This window comes from Marinobacter antarcticus (genome assembly GCF_900142385.1).
Classification (GTDB): Bacteria; Pseudomonadota; Gammaproteobacteria; order Pseudomonadales; family Oleiphilaceae; genus Marinobacter; species Marinobacter antarcticus.
This window is the reverse complement of record NZ_FRAQ01000002.1, coordinates 339,213-357,863: the sequence shown is the minus strand read 5'-3', so window position 1 is coordinate 357,863 and position 18,651 is coordinate 339,213. Positions and strand designations below refer to the sequence as shown.

Annotated in this window: 15 protein-coding genes, 2 tRNA genes and 1 riboswitch; of the genes, 9 read left to right on the top strand and 8 right to left on the bottom strand. The window is 55.5% G+C overall.

Annotated elements, in window-relative coordinates:
- Nucleotides 1-75 precede the first annotated feature (75 nt).
- Nucleotides 76-1,410, top strand: coding sequence for a peptidoglycan DD-metalloendopeptidase family protein (locus tag BUA49_RS13025; RefSeq protein ID WP_072798361.1), 1,335 nt, complete (start codon nucleotides 76-78; stop codon nucleotides 1,408-1,410).
- 27 nt (nucleotides 1,411-1,437) lie between these two features.
- Here BUA49_RS13025 and BUA49_RS13020 read toward each other — a convergent pair whose 3' ends face one another.
- Nucleotides 1,438-2,943, bottom strand: coding sequence for a flavin-containing monooxygenase (locus tag BUA49_RS13020; protein WP_072798359.1), 1,506 nt, complete (start codon nucleotides 2,941-2,943; stop codon nucleotides 1,438-1,440).
- A gap of 184 nt (nucleotides 2,944-3,127) precedes the next feature.
- On the opposite strand from BUA49_RS13020, the gene BUA49_RS13015 reads away from it, so the two are divergent.
- Nucleotides 3,128-4,141, top strand: coding sequence for an AraC family transcriptional regulator (locus BUA49_RS13015; RefSeq protein WP_072798357.1), 1,014 nt, complete (start codon nucleotides 3,128-3,130; stop codon nucleotides 4,139-4,141).
- Nucleotides 4,142-4,154: 13 nt separating this feature from the next.
- Here the strand turns inward: BUA49_RS13015 and BUA49_RS13010 are convergent.
- The 4 genes from BUA49_RS13010 to BUA49_RS12995 form a co-directional block, all read right to left on the bottom strand.
- Nucleotides 4,155-4,228, bottom strand: a tRNA-Cys gene (locus BUA49_RS13010).
- Between the two features lie 63 nt (nucleotides 4,229-4,291).
- Nucleotides 4,292-4,366, bottom strand: a tRNA-Gly gene (locus BUA49_RS13005).
- Nucleotides 4,367-4,478: 112 nt separating this feature from the next.
- The gene (locus tag BUA49_RS13000) at nucleotides 4,479-7,127 is read right to left on the bottom strand and encodes an AAA family ATPase (protein WP_072798355.1); all 2,649 of its coding nucleotides are present in this window, start codon (nucleotides 7,125-7,127) and stop codon (nucleotides 4,479-4,481) included.
- Nucleotides 7,124-8,257, bottom strand: a complete 1,134-nt coding sequence (locus BUA49_RS12995; RefSeq protein ID WP_072798353.1) for a metallophosphoesterase family protein — start codon at nucleotides 8,255-8,257, stop codon at nucleotides 7,124-7,126. The genes BUA49_RS13000 and BUA49_RS12995 overlap by 4 nt, the downstream gene beginning before the upstream one ends.
- 128 nt (nucleotides 8,258-8,385) lie before the next feature.
- A riboswitch (TPP riboswitch) is annotated at nucleotides 8,386-8,483 on the top strand.
- A 67-nt stretch (nucleotides 8,484-8,550) separates the two neighbouring features.
- Between BUA49_RS12995 and thiB the strand changes: the two genes are divergently transcribed.
- Genes thiB through BUA49_RS12960 form a run of 7 tightly spaced genes read left to right on the top strand, consistent with a single transcriptional unit; the run spans nucleotide 8,551 to nucleotide 15,572 of the window.
- A complete protein-coding gene (gene thiB / locus BUA49_RS12990) occupies nucleotides 8,551-9,555 on the top strand; it encodes a thiamine ABC transporter substrate binding subunit (RefSeq protein ID WP_072798350.1) in 1,005 nt (334 codons plus the stop codon).
- 21 nt (nucleotides 9,556-9,576) lie between these two features.
- Nucleotides 9,577-11,307: a thiamine/thiamine pyrophosphate ABC transporter permease gene (gene thiP / locus BUA49_RS12985; RefSeq protein ID WP_084063582.1), complete on the top strand. Its 1,731-nt coding sequence runs from the start codon at nucleotides 9,577-9,579 to the stop codon at nucleotides 11,305-11,307.
- Nucleotides 11,300-11,914: a thiamine ABC transporter ATP-binding protein gene (locus BUA49_RS12980; protein WP_072798349.1), complete on the top strand. Its 615-nt coding sequence runs from the start codon at nucleotides 11,300-11,302 to the stop codon at nucleotides 11,912-11,914. The genes thiP and BUA49_RS12980 overlap by 8 nt, the downstream gene beginning before the upstream one ends.
- A gap of 56 nt (nucleotides 11,915-11,970) precedes the next feature.
- Nucleotides 11,971-13,134 (top strand): MlaE family ABC transporter permease, encoded by a 1,164-nt coding sequence (locus BUA49_RS12975; protein WP_407656705.1) that lies wholly within the window; start codon nucleotides 11,971-11,973, stop codon nucleotides 13,132-13,134.
- Between the two features lie 3 nt (nucleotides 13,135-13,137).
- On the top strand, nucleotides 13,138-13,965 hold the full coding sequence (locus BUA49_RS12970; protein WP_072798347.1) for an ABC transporter ATP-binding protein: 828 nt from the start codon (nucleotides 13,138-13,140) through the stop codon (nucleotides 13,963-13,965).
- Between the two features lie 6 nt (nucleotides 13,966-13,971).
- On the top strand, nucleotides 13,972-14,913 hold the full coding sequence (locus BUA49_RS12965) for an MlaD family protein (protein WP_072798345.1): 942 nt from the start codon (nucleotides 13,972-13,974) through the stop codon (nucleotides 14,911-14,913).
- On the top strand, nucleotides 14,910-15,572 hold the full coding sequence (locus BUA49_RS12960; protein WP_228704486.1) for an ABC-type transport auxiliary lipoprotein family protein: 663 nt from the start codon (nucleotides 14,910-14,912) through the stop codon (nucleotides 15,570-15,572). Before BUA49_RS12965 ends, BUA49_RS12960 begins: the two co-directional genes overlap by 4 nt.
- Here BUA49_RS12960 and pgsA read toward each other — a convergent pair.
- Genes pgsA through uvrY form a run of 3 tightly spaced genes read right to left on the bottom strand, consistent with a single transcriptional unit; the run spans nucleotide 15,532 to nucleotide 18,596 of the window.
- Nucleotides 15,532-16,083: a CDP-diacylglycerol--glycerol-3-phosphate 3-phosphatidyltransferase gene (gene pgsA / locus BUA49_RS12955; RefSeq protein WP_072798344.1), complete on the bottom strand. Its 552-nt coding sequence runs from the start codon at nucleotides 16,081-16,083 to the stop codon at nucleotides 15,532-15,534. The genes BUA49_RS12960 and pgsA overlap by 41 nt on opposite strands.
- Before the next feature lie 7 nt (nucleotides 16,084-16,090).
- Nucleotides 16,091-17,953 carry an excinuclease ABC subunit UvrC gene (gene uvrC / locus BUA49_RS12950; RefSeq protein ID WP_072798342.1) on the bottom strand — a complete coding sequence of 621 codons (1,863 nt, stop codon included), beginning with the start codon at nucleotides 17,951-17,953 and terminating at the stop codon, nucleotides 16,091-16,093.
- Nucleotides 17,937-18,596 (bottom strand): UvrY/SirA/GacA family response regulator transcription factor, encoded by a 660-nt coding sequence (uvrY, locus tag BUA49_RS12945; protein WP_072798340.1) that lies wholly within the window; start codon nucleotides 18,594-18,596, stop codon nucleotides 17,937-17,939. Before uvrY ends, uvrC begins: the two co-directional genes overlap by 17 nt.
- Nucleotides 18,597-18,651: the final 55 nt, after the last annotated feature.

The following is an 18,651-nucleotide window of genomic DNA, read 5'->3' as shown; positions in this document are numbered from 1 at the left end:
AATTTATGTTCTGGGTTAACTATTTTATGATGTTACATCAATACGGCTGCACACCTGCCAAGAGACAACTTATTAATGATTCGTTCAAGAACGTTTACGCCAACCCATGTGGTTTTATCAGCTGGTGCGTTATCACTGATTCTGGTGGCCAGTGTCTGGTCGGCACAGAGTGAGTCATCCACAAGTATTCAGTTGCCGAGTACCGAAGCGGTAAACCATTTGGCAGATCTCGCGCAGCAGCCAGACTCCCAGGCCACAGGTCAGCCGTTACAATCAGGCACCCCGGACCCGGCCCGGTCAACCAATATTGTCCAACATACGGTCCAGCCCGGAGATAGCCTCAGCAGCATTTTCAGCGAAGCCGGAGCCTCGCAAGCCGACCTGCACCGTATCATGAAGGCCGATGTGGAATATCTGGCGCTGGAAACTCTCAGGCCGGGAACAGAACTCAAGCTGATATTCAGTAAACAGGGCGAATTCCAGCAATTGGCGCTGGATCTGGATCCCGCCCGTTCTCTTGCCTACACCAGAGTGGACAGCGATACGTTCGAATACCAGGAATCCGTGCAAAATACACACTGGGTATCAGAAGTCTTGAAGGGTTCCATTCGAGGCAGTTTTTACCAGTCAGCCCTGAATGCCGGGCTCTCCGCGACACAGATTGCGTCAGTCCAGCAACTGCTTGAGTACCAGATCAATTTCAGACGGGAACTGAGGGTTGGGGATACCTTTGCGGTCATTGTCGGTCATGAAAGGACGGCCTCAGAAAGCACCGGAAAAACCCGCATTGAAGCGGTGTCGCTTGAAAGGCGCAACCGGACTCACACGGCGTTCCTTTTCGACGACGGCAACTATTACGATCAGAACGGCAAAAGTGTCTTGCCCGCATTCAGACGCCTGCCTACGGCCAAATCCTTTCGGGTGAGCTCTCGGTTCAACCCGAACCGGCTTCATCCCGTTACCGGCCGCATCTCGCCCCACAACGGTGTTGACCTGGCCACGCCTGTCGGTACTCCAATCATGAGCACCGGCGATGGTGTTGTCGAGCGAGTGGGCAATCACCCCTATGCCGGCAAATATGTCGACATCAATCACGGCAATGCCTACAAAACCCGCTACCTGCACCTGGACAAAATCTTTGTGCGAAAGGGTCAGCACGTCCGGCGTGGTGAAAAAGTCGCACTTTCCGGTAACACCGGCCGCATTACCGGCCCTCACTTGCACTTCGAACTGCAAATGAACCACAGACCGGTAAACCCGTTGAAAGCCGATATTCCTACTGCTTCAGATGTCCCGAAAACGGCGCTCAAGCAGTTCGAAAAACTGGCCGAATACGAGCTCGCGGTGATGACTAATGCCGCCAGTAGATCGAACCTGATTCTGGCGGGCATAGACACCCGATTCGATTAACCTCCGACGTGCGGACTGCCGACCAGCTCAGGCCGTGGTGGCTTGTTGAAGTAGATCTGACCCCCGGGATGAAGCAGAGGGCGCAGTTTCAAACTGCAAAATCCCATCATCCACAGGATCTTTAAGCAGCATTTTTTTATCCTTGCCATAATGCATGGTTATCCTCCAGGGATCCGCCTTACCCTGCCGGGGCATTTTATCTATTGCCCGTACGATATAACCTGGTGCAAACCCATCCAGCACACTGGCATCGGTCGCGTTACTCCCTGTGTCGACTGCTGTGGCGACTGACACTCCCGTTTGGTCCATGTGGGCGAACAGTCGACACAAATAGCGCCCGCCAATATCGCACTTGAGTGTCCAGGGCGCGTTGGTATACCCGAAAATCCAGCCGTAGTTAGGCACGTCCTGAATAAGAATGCCTTTGTAGGCCATTTTCTTGGGCAGATTCACTTCCTCATTGTCGATACTGAGCGTCGAGCCTCCCATCAACTGAACCTCCAACCCTGTTGCAGCAACAACAATATCTGCTTCGATATGCTGGCCAGATTTCAGCTCAATGCCCGTTTCATCAAAGCGATCGATATGGTCGGTTACAATCTCCGCCTTTCCTGAACGCAAACTTTCAAAAAAGTCGCCATCTGGCGCAGCACACAAGCGCTGATCCCAAGGCATGTACTCAGGTGTAAGGTGGCGTTTATCGACGTTTGGGGCATGTTTGTACATATGCGACAAAAACATCTTGCGCATCGCGTTGGGCCAGCGCTGGCAAGCCAGGTAAAGAGCGCGTTGAAATAGAATGTTGCGCCGGCGGGCCAGTTTGAACACCCAGGCTTTTGGCAATACTTTGTTCAACACCATCGATATTTTGTCGGTGTTTGGCAGGGACATAATATAGCTGGGTGAGCGTTGCAGCATGGTGACTTTTGCAGCTTTATCCGCCATGGCAGGCACCAATGTTATTGCGGTAGCGCCACTGCCAATAACCACCACTTTTTTACCGCTATAATCGAAACCTTCAGGCAAGCTCTGGGGGTGAACGATATCCCCGGTAAAGACTTCTTCCTTGGGAAAACCTGGGCGGTAACCCTGATCGAAGTTGTAGTACCCGGCACAGTTAACCAGGAAGTTGCAGGTAAATACTTTCTCCTCCCCCGACGCTTCCTGCGCAGACGAGACGGTCCACTTTTGATCTTTGGTCGACCAATCAGAGTTCTTGAGTTTTAAGCCAAACTTGATCTTCTCGTACAAACCGAACGCTTCTGCAGTTTCGCGCACATACTCACGAATATCGCTGCCTTGGGCTAATACGTTGTCGGAATACCAGGGTTTGAAGTTAAACCCGAAACTCGCCATGTCGGAGTCGGACCGTATACCGGGATAACGGAAAAGGTCCCAGGTGCCACCCACATTTTCCCGGCGTTCCAGAATCGCCAGTGACTTTCCGGGGTGTTCCCGGGCAATGTGACATGCCGTGCCGATGCCGGAGAGCCCCGCACCGATAATGATGATGTCGTAGTGTTTGATCGTCATCTGAGTGTCCTTCTTGTTATTAGTCAGCCGATGTTAATTCTGATTCTCGCAAACGTCGCCTTGACAATATTGACAAAACAAGACATGTTTTTGACAAATCACGACACCCCATTGTTTAGAGCACTACCGCGATGATACTGCACCAGCAAGCTGACTCGCTGCAAAGAAGCAACCGGAGACCTGGATGGCCAATTTGATTAGAGCGACAAACCTGAGGGGCTTCGAGAAGCTTATAAAACAAAGAGGTGGAGACCCCCTCCCCTTGCTGGAAAAATACGATATCCCCCCAGCTGAACATCGAGATGACAGCAGCTTTCTGCCTTTTCGAAACTTGGCTGCTCTTCTTGAAGACACGGCGAAAACGCTGGACTATCCGGAGCTTGGCTTAAAGCTGGCTGAGTCCCAAGGGTTGGACATTCTGGGGCCAATTAGCGTTATCGCTCGCAATTCTGACAACGTCGGTGAGGCCATTAATAATATTAGCCGCTACCTTCATCTACACAGCCCGGCCCTGGGCATCAGCGCTACTCACAGCCGCTCATCGGATGAGGAAAGTATAAAATTTGAATTTAAAATTGATCACGAAAATACCGGGGGGTATCACCAGCAAAGCTATGAGCTAAGCCTGTCCAACTCAATGCAAGTGATGAAGCTATTGTGCGGCAATCGCTTCAAGCCGTTGAGCGTGCACTTTCTTCACGCCCAAGCCGCTGAAACGTCTATCTATCAGGACGTATTCGATTGCGAGGTTCTCTTTAATCAGAGTTGGTGTGGCATGCGGTGGCCAGCTCAAACCTTTCAACATCCTCTATCAAGTGCAGACCACCAAACCTTTGGACTCGCAGAACAGTATCTTTCGTCTCAACAGCCCCCGAATGCATTGAGCCTCTCTGAGGACGTTACCCGACTCATCGCTACCCTGCTGCCCACAGGCCAATGCAGGAGTGACGTTGTTGCTGCCCATTTTCACATGGACAAACGCACGTTGCAGCGTCGCTTAGCCAAAGAAGGAACCTCCTTTGGAAAGCTGCTTATTGAAGAAAGACTAAAATTGGCAAATATGTATTTGATAGAGCCCAACATGAAACTGAGCCAAATTGCCGGGTTGCTTGGCTATTCAGAGCAATCAGCTTTTAACCGGGCGTGCCGTAACTGGTTTGGGATGTCGCCGCTTCAATATCGCAAACAGGCTAGATAAAAAGGGGAAATAATGGAGGCGCGGGTCGGAATCGAACCGGCGTACGCGGAGTTGCAGTCCGCTGCATGACCACTCTGCCACCGCGCCTAAAAAGATCGAAGGAATCGATTCTTTGTGCTCTCAGATGGGCATTGAGAGACTTGAAGTAATTGGAGCGGGAAACGAGATTCGAACTCGCGACCCCAACCTTGGCAAGGTTGTGCTCTACCACTGAGCTATTCCCGCTCTATAGTTACCGAAGCAATGCCCCGACAACGGATGCGTATTCTACGGATTACGGTTCTTTCGTCAATACCTTTTTTTAAGTTTTTGTTTTACCGGGGTTTGCGAGCAAATTTTAACCAGCAACACCCTGCAATTTTAAAGCCTCGAGATCCCTGGGTTCAACGCCCAGATCTCGCCAATTTTCGGGATGACAAGTAAACAGCAGTATCTGATGCCGGGTTGCCGCATCGAACAGGATACGTTTCATGCCATCGAGGCGGTCGGCATCGCTGTGTACCAGAGTGTCATCCAGAATGATCAGCGTTGGGCGGCCGGCTTCCTGCAACAGGTCGGCGTAGGCCAGGCGGCTGATCAGGCCCATTTGTTCCCTGGCCCCGTAGCTAAGTTCGGCCATCTGGCCCAGTTCGCTGCCCCGGCTGAACTTTCCGGGCATCAGGTTTTCATCCACTTCCAGGCTGGCTTCCGGAAACAGCACGGTCAGGTAGTGATCCAGGTGTTTCTGTAATGGCGCCTGCAGCCGGCGCGTCAAAGCCTGCCGCTTTTCCTTCAGCAGGTTCAGGAGCAGATCCAGCGCTTTGGCCCTTCGATCCAGTTCAAGGTACCGGCGGTTGGCGTGCTCCAGTTCAGCCATTTGTTCATTGCACTGTTCTTCCAGCCCTTCGGCACCCCAGGCTTCAAGCCTTGCACGGATCTCACTCAGTTCCAGGGCACGTTTTTGTTGAGCGTTTTCCTGATGTTCGGCGGTAGCCCGGTATCGCTCGATGTCCTGCTTCAGAAGCTCAGGGCGGGCCTCGCTGATTTTTGCTTCGCGCGCCTTCAGGGAAGATTCGAGCTCAGCCTGCTGCTTCTCAACGGCAGCAATGTCCCGGGTGAGCGCTTCCATCTTCTGCTGACGTTCGGGGCCGTTCAACTCATCCTGCATCCGCTGCCACTCGCGGTGGGCCGTATCGCAGGTGTGCCGTGCTTTCAGCAACAGGGTTTCCTGGTTCCGTTGCCTGGACTCCGCTTCCGCCAGTCGCTCTTCCGCCTGCTTCAACTCAGACTCCACAAGGCTCAGGGATTTAGCGTCTCCGTCATTGAGCGCCGCTGCTGGCAAGGCTTCGAGTTCGGCGGTGCGGGCGAGCAATTCGGATTCCAGATCAGCACCCACCGAATTCAGTTGCTCCAGCCCGCCAGGGGCCAGGGATTTCAGCAGTTCATCGAAACGCTGTATCTGCGCTTCCGCGTCCTGCAGTCGGCCCCGCTTCAGCTCAGCCGCCTCAACGGACTCAACGGCCAGAGCAGCTAATTGCTGCGACAGTGATTGTTGCAGTCGCTCGAGCTGGCGGCGGAGGCTTGCAAGGTCATCACCGCCGGGTTGAATGCCAAGACTGCCCAGGCCCGGAATCTCGATAACACCGGGTTCTAAAAGAAGCTTTTCACCCTGCCCCGCAATGTTCTGTCCATCCAGCGTCAGGCCTTTGCCTTCGGCCAGGTTCCAGGTAACCCGAGTGGCGACGGTTTGAATGCGGATATTCGCGTCATCCAGTTCGCGCTGGGTCTGCTTGAGCTGAAGCAACGCACTGGCGTCAATCTGGTTTTGCTGTTTCTGTTTTCGGGCGTCGTCCAGCGATGTCTGGATGCCCCTGGCCTTTTCCTGGCTTTGCTTCAGCCGGGTCAACTCTGCTTCAATTCTTGCGCGGTCCTTTTGCAGGCGCTCCCGCTTGTCCCTGAGATGGGCCTGCTGCACGGCCCCAGTGGCGAGTTGATAATGGCTGCGGGCACTCTCAACCGCCTTCACCAGCTCAGGGCTAACGAGCTCTTCCTGCTCAAGTTGTTTTTTGGCGCCCTGATAGCTCTGGTGGCGCTGTTCCAGCTGTTCGTTCTGGTTTCGCCAGTGGGCCTGGCTCTGTTGCAGCAAGGAGAGGTTTTGCTGCAGCTGCTTTAGAGAGTCCATACCGCGGTTCTGCTGTTCCTGCAGCGCCTCGACTTCCCGGTATTTTGCTTCCGCACGCTGCATGCTGCTCCGGGCCGCTTCCCAGGGCCGCTCCCGATTGGCCTGCTCGTGCTCAGCCGCCAGAGTGCCCAGGCGGTCTACCTGAACCTTATACTGGTCGACCCGCGCCTGCAGATCGGAGACGTTCTGTTGCAGCGTCTCCCGGGAGTTTACCAGCGCAAGATAGTCACCCCGTGGTTTTCCAGTGGCTGTCAGCAGCTCCTGCCTTTGCTGCTCCACTGCCTGGATAACGTCGTCCCCGCCGCTGCTGGCTACTTCACCGACCAGGTTATTCAAAGCGGATTTCAGGTGACCTCCGGCGTGCAGAACAGCCTTTTCGATGTTCTGCCCGGTGCCCTGCTCCACCCAGAGCAAGCCTGGGATACCCCAGTGTTCTTCTTTGCTGGCGCCCTTTTTGGGGAACTGATAGCCCAGCAATGCAGCAAGTTTCTCTTCAGCTTCTTCACCGCTGAACGCTGTGCTGTCTACCAGAAGATCACAGCGATGTCGCTTGAGAAAACGCTTGTCCAGTTGCCAGCGCTGTCCGTTGTGTTCAAACACGAGCTCAACCGTCGGGGCCGCAGAGGAATCTCCCCAGGGAGCCAGGTCTTCTGCGGATTTTGACCGGTAGCGCTCAAAAAACGCGGCACGAATGGCGCGAACCAGAGTGCTTTTACCGGATTCGTTGGGGCCGTGTATCAGGTTAATACCGGGCTGCAGATTATCCAGCTCCAGGCCTTGTCGGAACTGACGAAACTGCTCAACTCGCAGACGCTGAAGCTTCATTGGGCCACCTCCGCGTCCTTCGGCTTGAGCAGGCTGGCCAGAATGGCCAGCGCATCGCGCGCAACCTCTGCGTCACTGCCCTTATCCACTGCCTGTTGGCTCTCCCGCAGCTCCTGAACCACTTCTCCGAGATAACCATCCGCGAGCAGTGCGGAAATATCGTCGTCTGTGGGCTCAAGTTGCAGCCTGGTGCGGTCGCAGGTAACGGCGCGATAGCGTGCCTCTGCGATGGAGAGGGCTTCGGTCAGTTTCTGGTCACCCGCCAGTGTGAGAGTGCCCGCCAGTTTCAAATCCAGAACAGAGGCTTCAGGCAACTGGCTGATTCGATGCAACAACTCATCCAAATCAGAGGGTACCGACAAACTTTCCCGCCACTGGTGCCATTGATAACGCGCAGTTTCATGCCGGGTCACCTTCGGTGTTGCGCCCGGTTCTTTGATATCAACAATCAACACATAACCCGCGTCGTTATTACGGAAACGTTCCGGCTCCGGCGTGCCGCTGTACCAGGTGCGCGCGTTGATCTCCCGCACGCCGTGCCAGTCTCCCAGACCCAGGTAATCCAGCTTTGCGGTTTCTGTGCGGTCAGGGGCGATGGGATTTGTTGAATCTATGTCTTCAGGCAGCAAACCTTGCACGCTGCCGTGGGCCAGGCCTATGCGCAACAATTCCGGTGGCGTTTCCATATCGTCGAAGGGCTGGGTCAGGTCGCCATAGGTATGGCGCTGAGTCAGGGGTGCAGACAGCACAGCGATACCCTGCTCTGGCAATGGGGTAACACCGGACTCAAGCGCCAGATAGACGTTTTTCGGCACCGCGTCAAGCCGCTTTGCGCGCGTCCAGACACTTTCCGCGAGCGCCGCATCGTGGTTGCCGGGAAGCATCACCCAGGGGCCGTCAAAGCCGCGGGTGGCATTGAACACCCGCCGGATGGTGCGATCAGAGACCGTCTGGGCATCAAACACATCACCGGCCACCAGCACTGCATCACACTGATGCTCGGTCGCCAGCGCCGCCAGCCGTTCGATGGCCTCGTAGCGTGCTTCAACCAGCGCAGCACCGTCTTCGGTGTCAAACCGGCTGTAGGTCCGGCCCATCTGCCAGTCAGCTGTGTGTAGAAACTTTGGCACCTGCTTTCTCCTTGCTCTTTATAGTTGGCAACCGGCGGCTTATCGTTGGCAGCCAGAACAGCTCGTCGCACAATACAGGCTTGCGCTGCCGCCATAAAGAATTGCCACTTTGGGCATGGTACACTCAACGCAACTCAACGGGGTGCCGGGCAAATGCCGGGCTGAGACCATACCCGCGGAACCTGATCCGGATTATGCCGGCGAAGGGATTGAGCACTCACCGGCTTTGGTGGGGCCCGCGGCACGGTTGCCTTTTATGGTTACCCCTGATCTGCCGTGGAGGTTACAACATCATGCTCATTCGAGCGCTTACACTGTTCTTGCTCACCTTGGCCTCTGTGCCTGCAAATGCTCAGAAGGCATCCACACTCACGATTTATACCCACCCTTCTTTTGCTGCCGAATGGGGCCCTGGGCCGGCCGTTAAAAAAGCCTTTGAGCAGACCTGTAATTGCCAGATCAACTACGTGGTTCTGGACAGCGGCGGCGACATTCTTCAGCGCCTGCGCCTGGAAGGCGAAAGCACCCAGGCCGACCTGGTGCTTGGGCTGGACACTGGCACCATGGAAACAACGCGACAGACGGGTTTGCTCGCTAACCATGAAATCGATCTGTCAGCCGTGAAACTGCCCATCGACTGGCAGGACCCGGTGTTCGTGCCTTACGACTGGGGCTACTTCGCGTTTGTTTACGATACCGAACAACTGCCCGAGCCGCCGGCGAGCCTGGCGGAGCTTATCGCTGCGCCCGACGGTCTGAAGATTATCATCCAGGATCCCAGAACCAGCACGCCCGGCCTCGGCCTGTTGTTGTGGATGCGCCATGTATACGGCAACCAGGCTCCGGAGAAATGGCAGCAACTCAAGGGCAAAATCCTCACTACAACCAAAAGCTGGAGCGACGGCTATTTCTCGCTGTTCATGAATGGCGAGGCGCCCATGATTCTTTCCTACAGCACCTCCCCTGCGTACCACATGGCAGTGGACAAAACCGACCGTTACCAAGCTGCTGAATTCAAGGAAGGTCACTATCTGCAGGTTGAAGTGGCGGCTCTGGTAAAGTCATCCGACAAAAAAGAACTGGGCCGGGCGTTTCTCGACTTCATGCTCAGCGCCGATTTTCAGCGCCACATTCCGCTGAAAAACGTTATGTACCCCGCTACGGATCTGGGCGACGAGTTGCCAGAGGTGTTCGACAAACTGATTCAGCCTGCACAAGCGCTGTATTTTGACCCGAAGGCCGTCACCGAGAACCGGCGCGAATGGCTAAATGAGTGGCTGGATGCCATGACACGTTAATAAACGAGCGTGGATAATTTCATGAGTTACCAACGGCGCTCTGAACGGCGCTCGCAATGGCGCTCTCAATGGCACTCTCAATGCCATTCTGCACCTTTCAGCCACCCCGGGTGGCGGCTCTGGCCCGGGCTGGCTATAGCCAGTGCATTAATCGTGCTGGCAGTGGCGGGGCTGGGTGCGTTGATCTGGGAGGCTTCGCTACCAGATTTGAGCGAGCTCTGGCGTAACCGTTACCTGCGCACGGTGGTGACCTTTACCGTCTGGCAGGCATTTCTCTCTGTGGTACTCAGCTTGCTCGTGGCCGTCCCGATTGCCAGAATTCTGGCAAGGCAACCGGTATTTCCCGGCCGCGCTGTTTTGCTCCGTTTAATGGAGCTGAGCCTCGTGCTTCCCTCCATTGTGGCGGTATCCGGCCTGGTCAGTGTGTACGGGCGTCAGGGTTGGTTCACTGGCCTGGCCAACGACTGGCTGGGCGCCTCCTGGAACCTCTATGGTATCAACGGCATTGTGTTGGCTCACGTGTTTTTCAACGCGCCCCTGGCTGCACGGATTCTGTTACAAGCGATTGAGAGCGCACCGGCATCGCAGCGCCGGGTTGCCGCGCAATTAGGGCTTGGCCGCTGGTGGTATTGGCGTGCCGTGGAATGGCCGGCCGTGAAACCTGTCATGCCCGGCCTCGCGGCCCTGGTGTTCACCCTGTGTTTTACCAGTTTTGCCATTGTAATGACCCTTGGAGGCGGTCCGGCGGCCACGACCATTGAGGTTGCAATCTACCAGTCATTGCGCTTCGAATTTGATGCCGGCCAGGCCGCTCTTCTTGCCATGGTTCAGCTGGTCATTTGCGGCTTTCTCTGGTGGCTGGCAGCCCGCCACGGGCTCACCGCATCGCTACTCCCGGACAGGCAGGTTGCCTCACATCGAAGCAAAGCCGGCAGCTCACTCTGGGCGCGCCTGGGAGACGGCACCACCCTTGGATTGTTTTTGCTGTTTCTGGTGATGCCGCTGATGGCCATTTTGCTCAGGGGGCTTCCAGGCATGGGCTCGGCATTTTTTCCGGACAGCAGCTTTTCGGTTAATCCCGCATTGCTTGATGCCACTCTGAGAAGCCTGGCCATCGCCCTGCCCGCCGGGCTGATGTCCGTGAGCGCCGCGCTGCTGATTCTGGCTTGCGGAACCACAGCGTCCAGGCCTGCCATTACCCGGCTTACCGATGTGGCGGCCTACCTGCCGCTGATGGTCCCGCCGCTGGTTCTCGGCACGGGTCTGTTTTTGCTGTTCAGACCGAGCCTGGGTAATTCCAGCGAAGGGCTGGTACTGGTTACGCTGATCAACGCAATGATGGCATTGCCCTTTGTATTGCAGATGCTCCGAGGGCCAATGGGAAACCTGGATGCGGCAAGCCGTCAGCAGGCCGATCAGCTCGGCGTGCTGGGCTGGTATCGCTGGCGCTGGCTGCACTGGCCGCGCCTGCGCCGGCCATTGGCACTGGCAATGGCCTACGGCACCGGTTTGTCACTGGGGGATTTCGGCGTTATCGCCCTGTTCGGGAGCCCGGGCCAACCCACCCTGCCGGTGTTGCTTTACCAGCAACTGGGCAGCTATCGGATTGATGCTGCCGCCGCGACCGGGTTGTGGCTGGTACTGCTTCTGCTGATTCTGTTCAGCCTGTTTAACCGGCTGGGCTCGCCCCTGTTCAGAAACGGCCTGGCGATCAACTCATCCCGCACAGCTCCGGAGCATGAACATGCTTGAGGTAAAGAACCTGGTTTTCGCCTATCCGGGCCAAGAAACTCCGTGGAACTTTAATTTCACTGTGGAGCCAGGTCAGTGCATCGCCATCCATGGTGCCAGTGGATCCGGGAAATCAACGCTGATGAATCTTTTGGCAGGTTTTCTTGAACCTCAATCCGGCGACATCCTGTGGCAAGACAAAAGCATTCGCCACCTGCCGCCCTGGGAACGGCCAATGACCAGCGTGTTCCAGGAGCACAACCTGTTCGAGCACCTGAGCGTTGAGGCCAACATTGGTCTGGGCATTCACCCGGGGCTGAAACTCTCACCGGCGGATCAGCAAGCAATCGAACGGGGTTTGCAAAGCGTGGGCCTTGGCAACTTCGGCAAGCGATTACCCGGTGACCTTTCTGGCGGCCAGCGCCAGCGTGTTGCTCTGCTGCGGGCGATCCTGCGTCAGCAGCCAGTGATGCTGCTGGACGAGCCGCTTACAGGCCTGGACAGCGAGGCACGAGATCTTCTGAGGCAACTTCTACTGGAGCAAAAAACGCAAGGTGCTCTCATTGTGCTTGCCAGTCATGACGAGGAAGACCGTCGGATACTGGCAGATAGCGTCTGCAGTCTCTAAGCTAGTAAGCTAATAAACCGGACAAACCAACCTTTGGAATTCTGACACCCGTGCAAATACGTGCCAGTTCCCCAGAAAATGAAAACGCCTCCCAGGCCAGTCGCCAGCCTGGAAGGCTGACCGTTGAAAGCGGCGAGCTGGCTATCCACGGGGACTGGATGCTCGCCGACTATCAAACACTCAAACAGCGGGCGGCGGAGTATTCGGGCCAGCAGTGGAACTCTGACAACATTGATATCAAAGGCCTGGGACGAGTTGATACAGCAGGCGCATCTCTTCTGGCGAACCTGCTAGGCCCGGACTGCCTTGCCGCACTAGCGACGCAGGACAGCACCCTGCCCCAGGAACAAAGCGCACTGCTGCATGCTGTGGCGGATGCCATGCGGGAAAAGCAGCCGCCCCAGCCCGAAGGCCCTGCACCGGTCTCGCTATTCCTCACCGAAACTGGCAAGACGGTGGAGGCCCTTTGGCATCAGCTCTACTTGCTGGCCGGGTTTATTGGCCAGATTCTCGCAACATTGTTTGTTATTTTGCCAAGGCCCGGACGCTGGCGCATCACGCCGTTTGTCGCCGCCGTTCAGAACACAGGGCTCAATGCCCTTCCTATCGTTGCTCTACTCACGTTCCTCGTGGGCGCCGTGGTGGCCTTTCTTGGCGCCACAGTTCTGAAAGACTTTGGCGCCACGATATACACAGTCAATCTGGTCGCCTTCTCATTTTTGCGCGAGTTCGGTGCTCTGCTCGCCGCGATTCTGCTTGCGGGCCGCACCGCCAGCGCCTTCACTGCACAGATCGGCGCCATGAAAGTAAACGAAGAACTGGACGCCATCCGAACTCTGGGGCTGGATCCGGTTGAGCTGTTGGTGATTCCAAGGGTTCTGGCGATGATGGTGAGCCTGCCCATTCTTACCTTTGTGGGAATGCTCTCGGGCTTAATAGGCGGCGGTGTGGTTTGTGCGATTTCCCTGGACATTTCCCCGGCCCAGTTCATAGCGATTGTGGAACGGGATATTGCACTCAAGCACTTCCTTGTCGGTATGTCGAAAGCGCCCATCTTTGCCTTTCTGATCGCAGCCATTGGCTGCCTGGAAGGGCTCAAGGTAGGCGGTAGCGCTCAATCGGTTGGCGTGCATACGACATCCAGCGTGGTTCAATCCATTTTTATCGTTATTCTTCTGGATGCCGTTGCTGCACTTTTCTTTATGGAAATGGGCTGGTAAATCATGACCGACACAAAAGCTCAGAAAGCCGGCAGCGGGCCAACACCCGTCATCAAAGTCCGGGGGCTTGATAACCGCTTTGGCAGCCATGTTGTTCATGAGAATCTTGATCTGGATCTTTTCAAGGGCGAGATCCTGGGCGTTGTTGGCGGTTCGGGAACCGGCAAATCGGTGTTACTCAGAAGCATCGTGGGGCTACATAAACCCTCAAAAGGACAAATACGGGTATTCGGAAAGGATCTGGCCGGGTTGGGCGCCAAAGAGCGCTCGGAAACCGAGCAACGGTTTGGCGTTCTGTTCCAGAGAGGCGCGCTGTTCACCTCGCTGAACCTGCTGCAGAACATTGCCCTGCCATTGATTGAGCATTGCGGCCTGCCTCGTTCCGACGCGGAGGAACTTGCCCGCATGAAGCTCGCATTGACCGGTTTGCCGGCCGATTCCGCCCTCAAGTACCCGTCGGAACTCTCCGGTGGTATGGTCAAACGCGCAGCTCTGGCGCGATCCCTGGCGATGGACCCCGAAATCCTTTTCCTTGATGAGCCCACCGCTGGCCTTGATCCGATTGGTGCGGCGGCTTTTGACAAGCTGATTGTTACTCTCCGGGATGCACTGGGGCTGACCGTGTTTCTGGTCACCCACGATCTGGATACGCTGTATACAACCTGCGATCGGGTTGCCGTTCTGTCTCAAAAAAGGGTTCTGGTCGCAGACCGGATCGAAAAAGTCGCGACAACAGACGATTCATGGATTCAGGACTATTTTCAGGGCCCTCGCGGGCGGGCCGCCAGTTACGCATTCCGGGCTCAGGAAGAGCGCCGGCTAAGGGAGTAAGAGACTATGGAACCAAAAGCACATCATCTGATCATCGGGCTGTTTACGCTGATTGCGGTGGTGGCGGCACTGTTGTTCGCTTTGTGGCTGGCCAAGTCATCTGCTGACCGGGAGTGGGCCTATTATGAAATCGTTTTTGATCACGCTGTTGGCGGCCTGAGCAAGGGCAACCCGGTTCTTTATAGCGGTGTTGCAGTAGGCGATGTGCTTGAGCTGAACCTGGATCCGGACAACCCCAGCCACGTGCGGGTTCTGGTGCGGGTGGAGCAAAGTGTTCCGGTTCGAAAGAACACCCGGGCAGGAATGGTACTGGCTAATATCACCGGCAGCATGAGCGTTCAGTTCAGCGGTGGCAGCAAAGACAGCCCGGTGCTGAAGAAAGGCAGCAGAGATCACCCAGCGCTGATTACCGCTGAGCCTTCGCCGTTCAATAGCCTCCTGACCAACGGTGAAGTTCTGTTGACCAAAGCAGATACGTTGCTCACCCGCGCGAATAAGGTTCTTTCGGAAGAAAACACTGAAAACCTGACGATAATTCTCCGCAACGCCAGGGAAGCAAGCGACTCTCTGCTTGGCGGCCGTGATCAACTGATAGCCCTGCTTGAGCGTATGGACGATGCCAGTAAACGGACTGCCGAAGCGGCATCCAAGGTGTCTGCAGTCTCGGATAGCGCCAATGCCCTGATCCAGAACGAGGGCAAGACGGTACTGATAACAATGAACGCAGCCATGACAAGGGTTCAGGAAACAGTCAAACGTATTGATCAGTTAACCCGTGATAACGAAGGCGCTCTGGATTCGGGGCTACAGGGTATGGGTGAACTGGCCCCGGCGCTGAGAGAGCTTCGCAATACTCTCAGAAATCTGAACCAGTTTACCCGCCGACTGGAAGAAGACCCCACAGGCACTCTCTGGGGCGGCCCCACAATCAAGGAGGTACCCCAGTGAATAGAACTTATGCAAAAATTTTCAAGGCTGCAGGTACCGCGCTGGTGTTTTCCGGGATGATGACCGCCTGTACTGTTTTCCCGTCACCGGAAGCGCCGCGAGTGATGGACTTTCCGGTTCCGCAAAACCTGAAAAAGAGTGAAACCAGCCGGCCTCAAGGCCTTCGTATTGATACTCCTTTTGCTTCCGAACCCTTCAACAGCACACGGATTCTGGCTAAGCCTGAGCCTTGGGAATTCAGGGCTTATGGTGGAGTCCGGTGGCGGGATACGGCGCCGGTTATTCTGCGGGATATGCTGGTGGGCGCCTTCAGGGCAAACGCAGGCTTCCGTGATGTGACCATGGATACAGGCCCTGGCAATACTGATCTGACCCTGGTTACTGAAATTACGGCTTTCCATGCCGTCAGCCACGGTGACAGCACCCGGGCAACCGTTGCTGTCTATGGGCAACTGATCGATAACCACTCACGGGAAACACTCTGCTCCGATAACTTTATAGTTTCCACGCCTGCCGGAGACAATAGTATAGATTCGGTTGTCCAGGCGTTCGGAAGCGCCGGAGGAAGGCTGGCAGAACAGGTTATCGACTGGGCAAACGCCTGTGAAACGCGTCCTGTCAGCCCTCTTCAGGGAACAGGTCCGGCAAGGCGGCCTTGATGTAAAGCCCCATAGACCAGAGTGTTAAAACCGCTGCGACATACAATAGAGCCACGGCAACCTCTGAAAGAAGCTGACCCGGAGGAAACGCCAGCAACCCCACAATAGATGCCATCTGCGCCGTGGTTTTGATCTTGCCAATGTAGGAAACAGCAACGCTTGCGCGACTGCCGATTTCTGCCATCCATTCCCGCAGCGCGGATATCACAATTTCCCGGCCGATAATGATCGTGGCCGGTATCGTTAGCATAATCGCGGAATATTCCTGGATCAGCAGCGCAAGGGCTACCGCCACCATCAATTTGTCGGCAACAGGATCGAGAAAAGCGCCAAAAGGCGTGCTCTGGTCAAGCTTGCGGGCAAGATAACCATCCAGCCAGTCTGTCGCGGCCGCTATGGCGAAAATCGCCGCACTCAACATATAGCTCCACTGTACGGGGAGATAAAACACCACCACAAAGACCGGAATCATGATGATGCGGGAGAGTGTAAGCAGGTTGGGTAAATTCATACGGTTATTACTCGTCGTGCAGTGCTGCGTATATGTTTTCAGCCAGTGATTTGCTAATGCCCTGAACCTTGGTCATTTCATCAACGCTGGCCTTGCGTAGATCCTGTATGCCGCCAAAATAACGGATCAGCTCCCGACGACGTTTGGGGCCAACCCCTTCAATACCTTCCAGGGTCGACTGGCGGCGTTTCTTGTCACGTCCAGCACGGTGCCCGGTAATGGCGAAGCGGTGAGATTCATCCCTTATGTGCTGGATCAGGTGCAGTGCCGGCGAATCGGCAGGCACTCGGAACACGTCACCGGTCAGGGCATCAATCAACTGCTCCATGCCTGCACGCCGGGTTACGCCCTTAGCCACACCGATCAGGGGGATATCAGAAACCCCCAGTTCATCAAAGACTTCCCGGGCAATGCTCAACTGCCCCTTACCACCATCAATGAACACAAGATCCGGACGCTTGCCCTCACCCGCGACCATACGGCGATAGCGACGAGTCAACACCTGACGCATGGCGCCATAATCGTCTCCGGCTGTCACACCTTCGATATTATACAGTCGGTAATCACTTTTGAGGGGGCCATTCTCATCGAAAACCACACAGGATGCGACGGTATTTTCACCGTGGCTGTGACTGATATCAAAACACTCCATCCGTGACGGCGTTTCGGTGAGCTCCAGCATGTCTCGCAGCGCCAATAAGCGGCGATAGACGGTTTCTTTACTGGCGAGATGCGTAAGCAAGGTTTGCCGGGCGTTGGTCATGGCCAGTTCGAGCCAGCGACGGCGCTCACCCCGCACATTTTTACGTATGCGGGTCTCGCGGCTTGCCGCATCGGAAAGCGCCTGAGCAAGAAGCTCCTGGCCGTCGACATCGACAGGTACCAGAACATCTCTCGGAATTTCGCGGCGGGTGTTGCCGCCAAAATAATATTGACCGAGAAAGGCACTGAGCAGCTCGCCTTCGGACTGCTCCAGGGAATAGCGGGGAAAGTAATCCTTGGTCCCCAGAACCCTGCCGCCGCGCACAATGATAACCACAATGCACACAACACCGGCATCCTGCGCAATGGCAACAACATCAGCATCGCCGCCCTCGCCGTCTACCGACTGCTGTTCCTGTACGTGGCGCAGATGGTTGATCTGATCACGGCAGGAAGCGGCTTTCTCAAACTCAAGATTTTTGGCGGCCGCCTCCATGGCGTCCATCAAGTCACGAATAATGACCGGGTTTTTGCCTTCCAGAAACATGGTGGCGTGACGGATATCCTGAAGGTAGTCCTCGGGTGAAATGTACTCCACGCAAGGTGCCGTACAGCGGTTAATCTGATACTGCAGACACGGGCGCGTCCGATTTTTAAAATAGCTTTCACTACAAGATCTTATGCGGAAAACCTTCTGCAATACATTAAGACTTTCCTTGACGGCACCCGAGCTCGGAAACGGCCCATACCAGGTACCTCCTCCCTTTTTCGTGCGCCCACGCCGGAACGTCAGCGAGGGGTAATCGCTGTGGGAAGAAACGTAAATATAAGGATAGGACTTATCATCCCGGAGCAGGATGTTGTAAGGCGGCCGCAGTGACTTGATCAGGTTCTGCTCCAACAACAGAGCTTCTGTCTCACTGCCGGTGATGGTCACTTCAATAGAGGCAATCTTTGCGACCAAAGCTTCCGTTTTCGGTGCGAGGCCGGTCTTGCGGAAATAACTGCTGACCCGTTTTTTCAGGTTACCCGCTTTTCCGACATACAGAACGGAGCCGCCGTCGTCATACATTCGGTAGACACCGGGCCGCTCCGTCAGCTGTTTCAGGAAGTTTTTACTGTCGAACTCCCCGCTGCTTTCGCTCGTGGAATCAGACCTTGTGGGCATCAAGTAACCCGAGTCGCACTGCCATCAGGGCCAACTCAACATCGCTGGAGATCTCCAGCTTTTCAAAAATGCGGTAACGGTAGCTGTTAACAGTTTTCGGGCTGAGGCAGAGTTTGTCAGAAATGTTCTGAACTTTCTGGCAGTCCACCACCATCATGGCTATCTGCATCTCACGCTCGGAAAGGCGATCAAACAGCGACAACTCGCCCTCTTCGTCCTTGTCACCGCCCAACTGCTTGAGCGCCATTTTCTGGGCAATTTCCGGGCTGATGTACCGCTGCCCTGAGTGGGCCATGCGAATTGCACGAACCATTTCCTGGATATCAGCACCTTTGGTGATATAGGCGGAGGCACCGCTTTGCATTACACGGGCAGGATAAGGATCATCGGCGCAGGCGGTTACCACGATCACACGGATTGTATCGTCAATTCGCAAAATACGCCGCGTAGCTTCCAGCCCGCCAATGCCCGGCATCCGGATATCCATTAGTACGATATCCGGGCGATCTTTACGCACAAATGCTATAGCGTCTTCACCAGACTCAGACTGACCGAGAACATCAATATCCGGATTGTCCGCGAGCATCCGGGTTATCCCGGAACGAACCAGCTCATGGTCATCTACAACCAGTACCCTGATCAAAATTCACCTCGCACACTGCTTTCGGAAATCAGCGCGATTGTAACGGTTACAGACG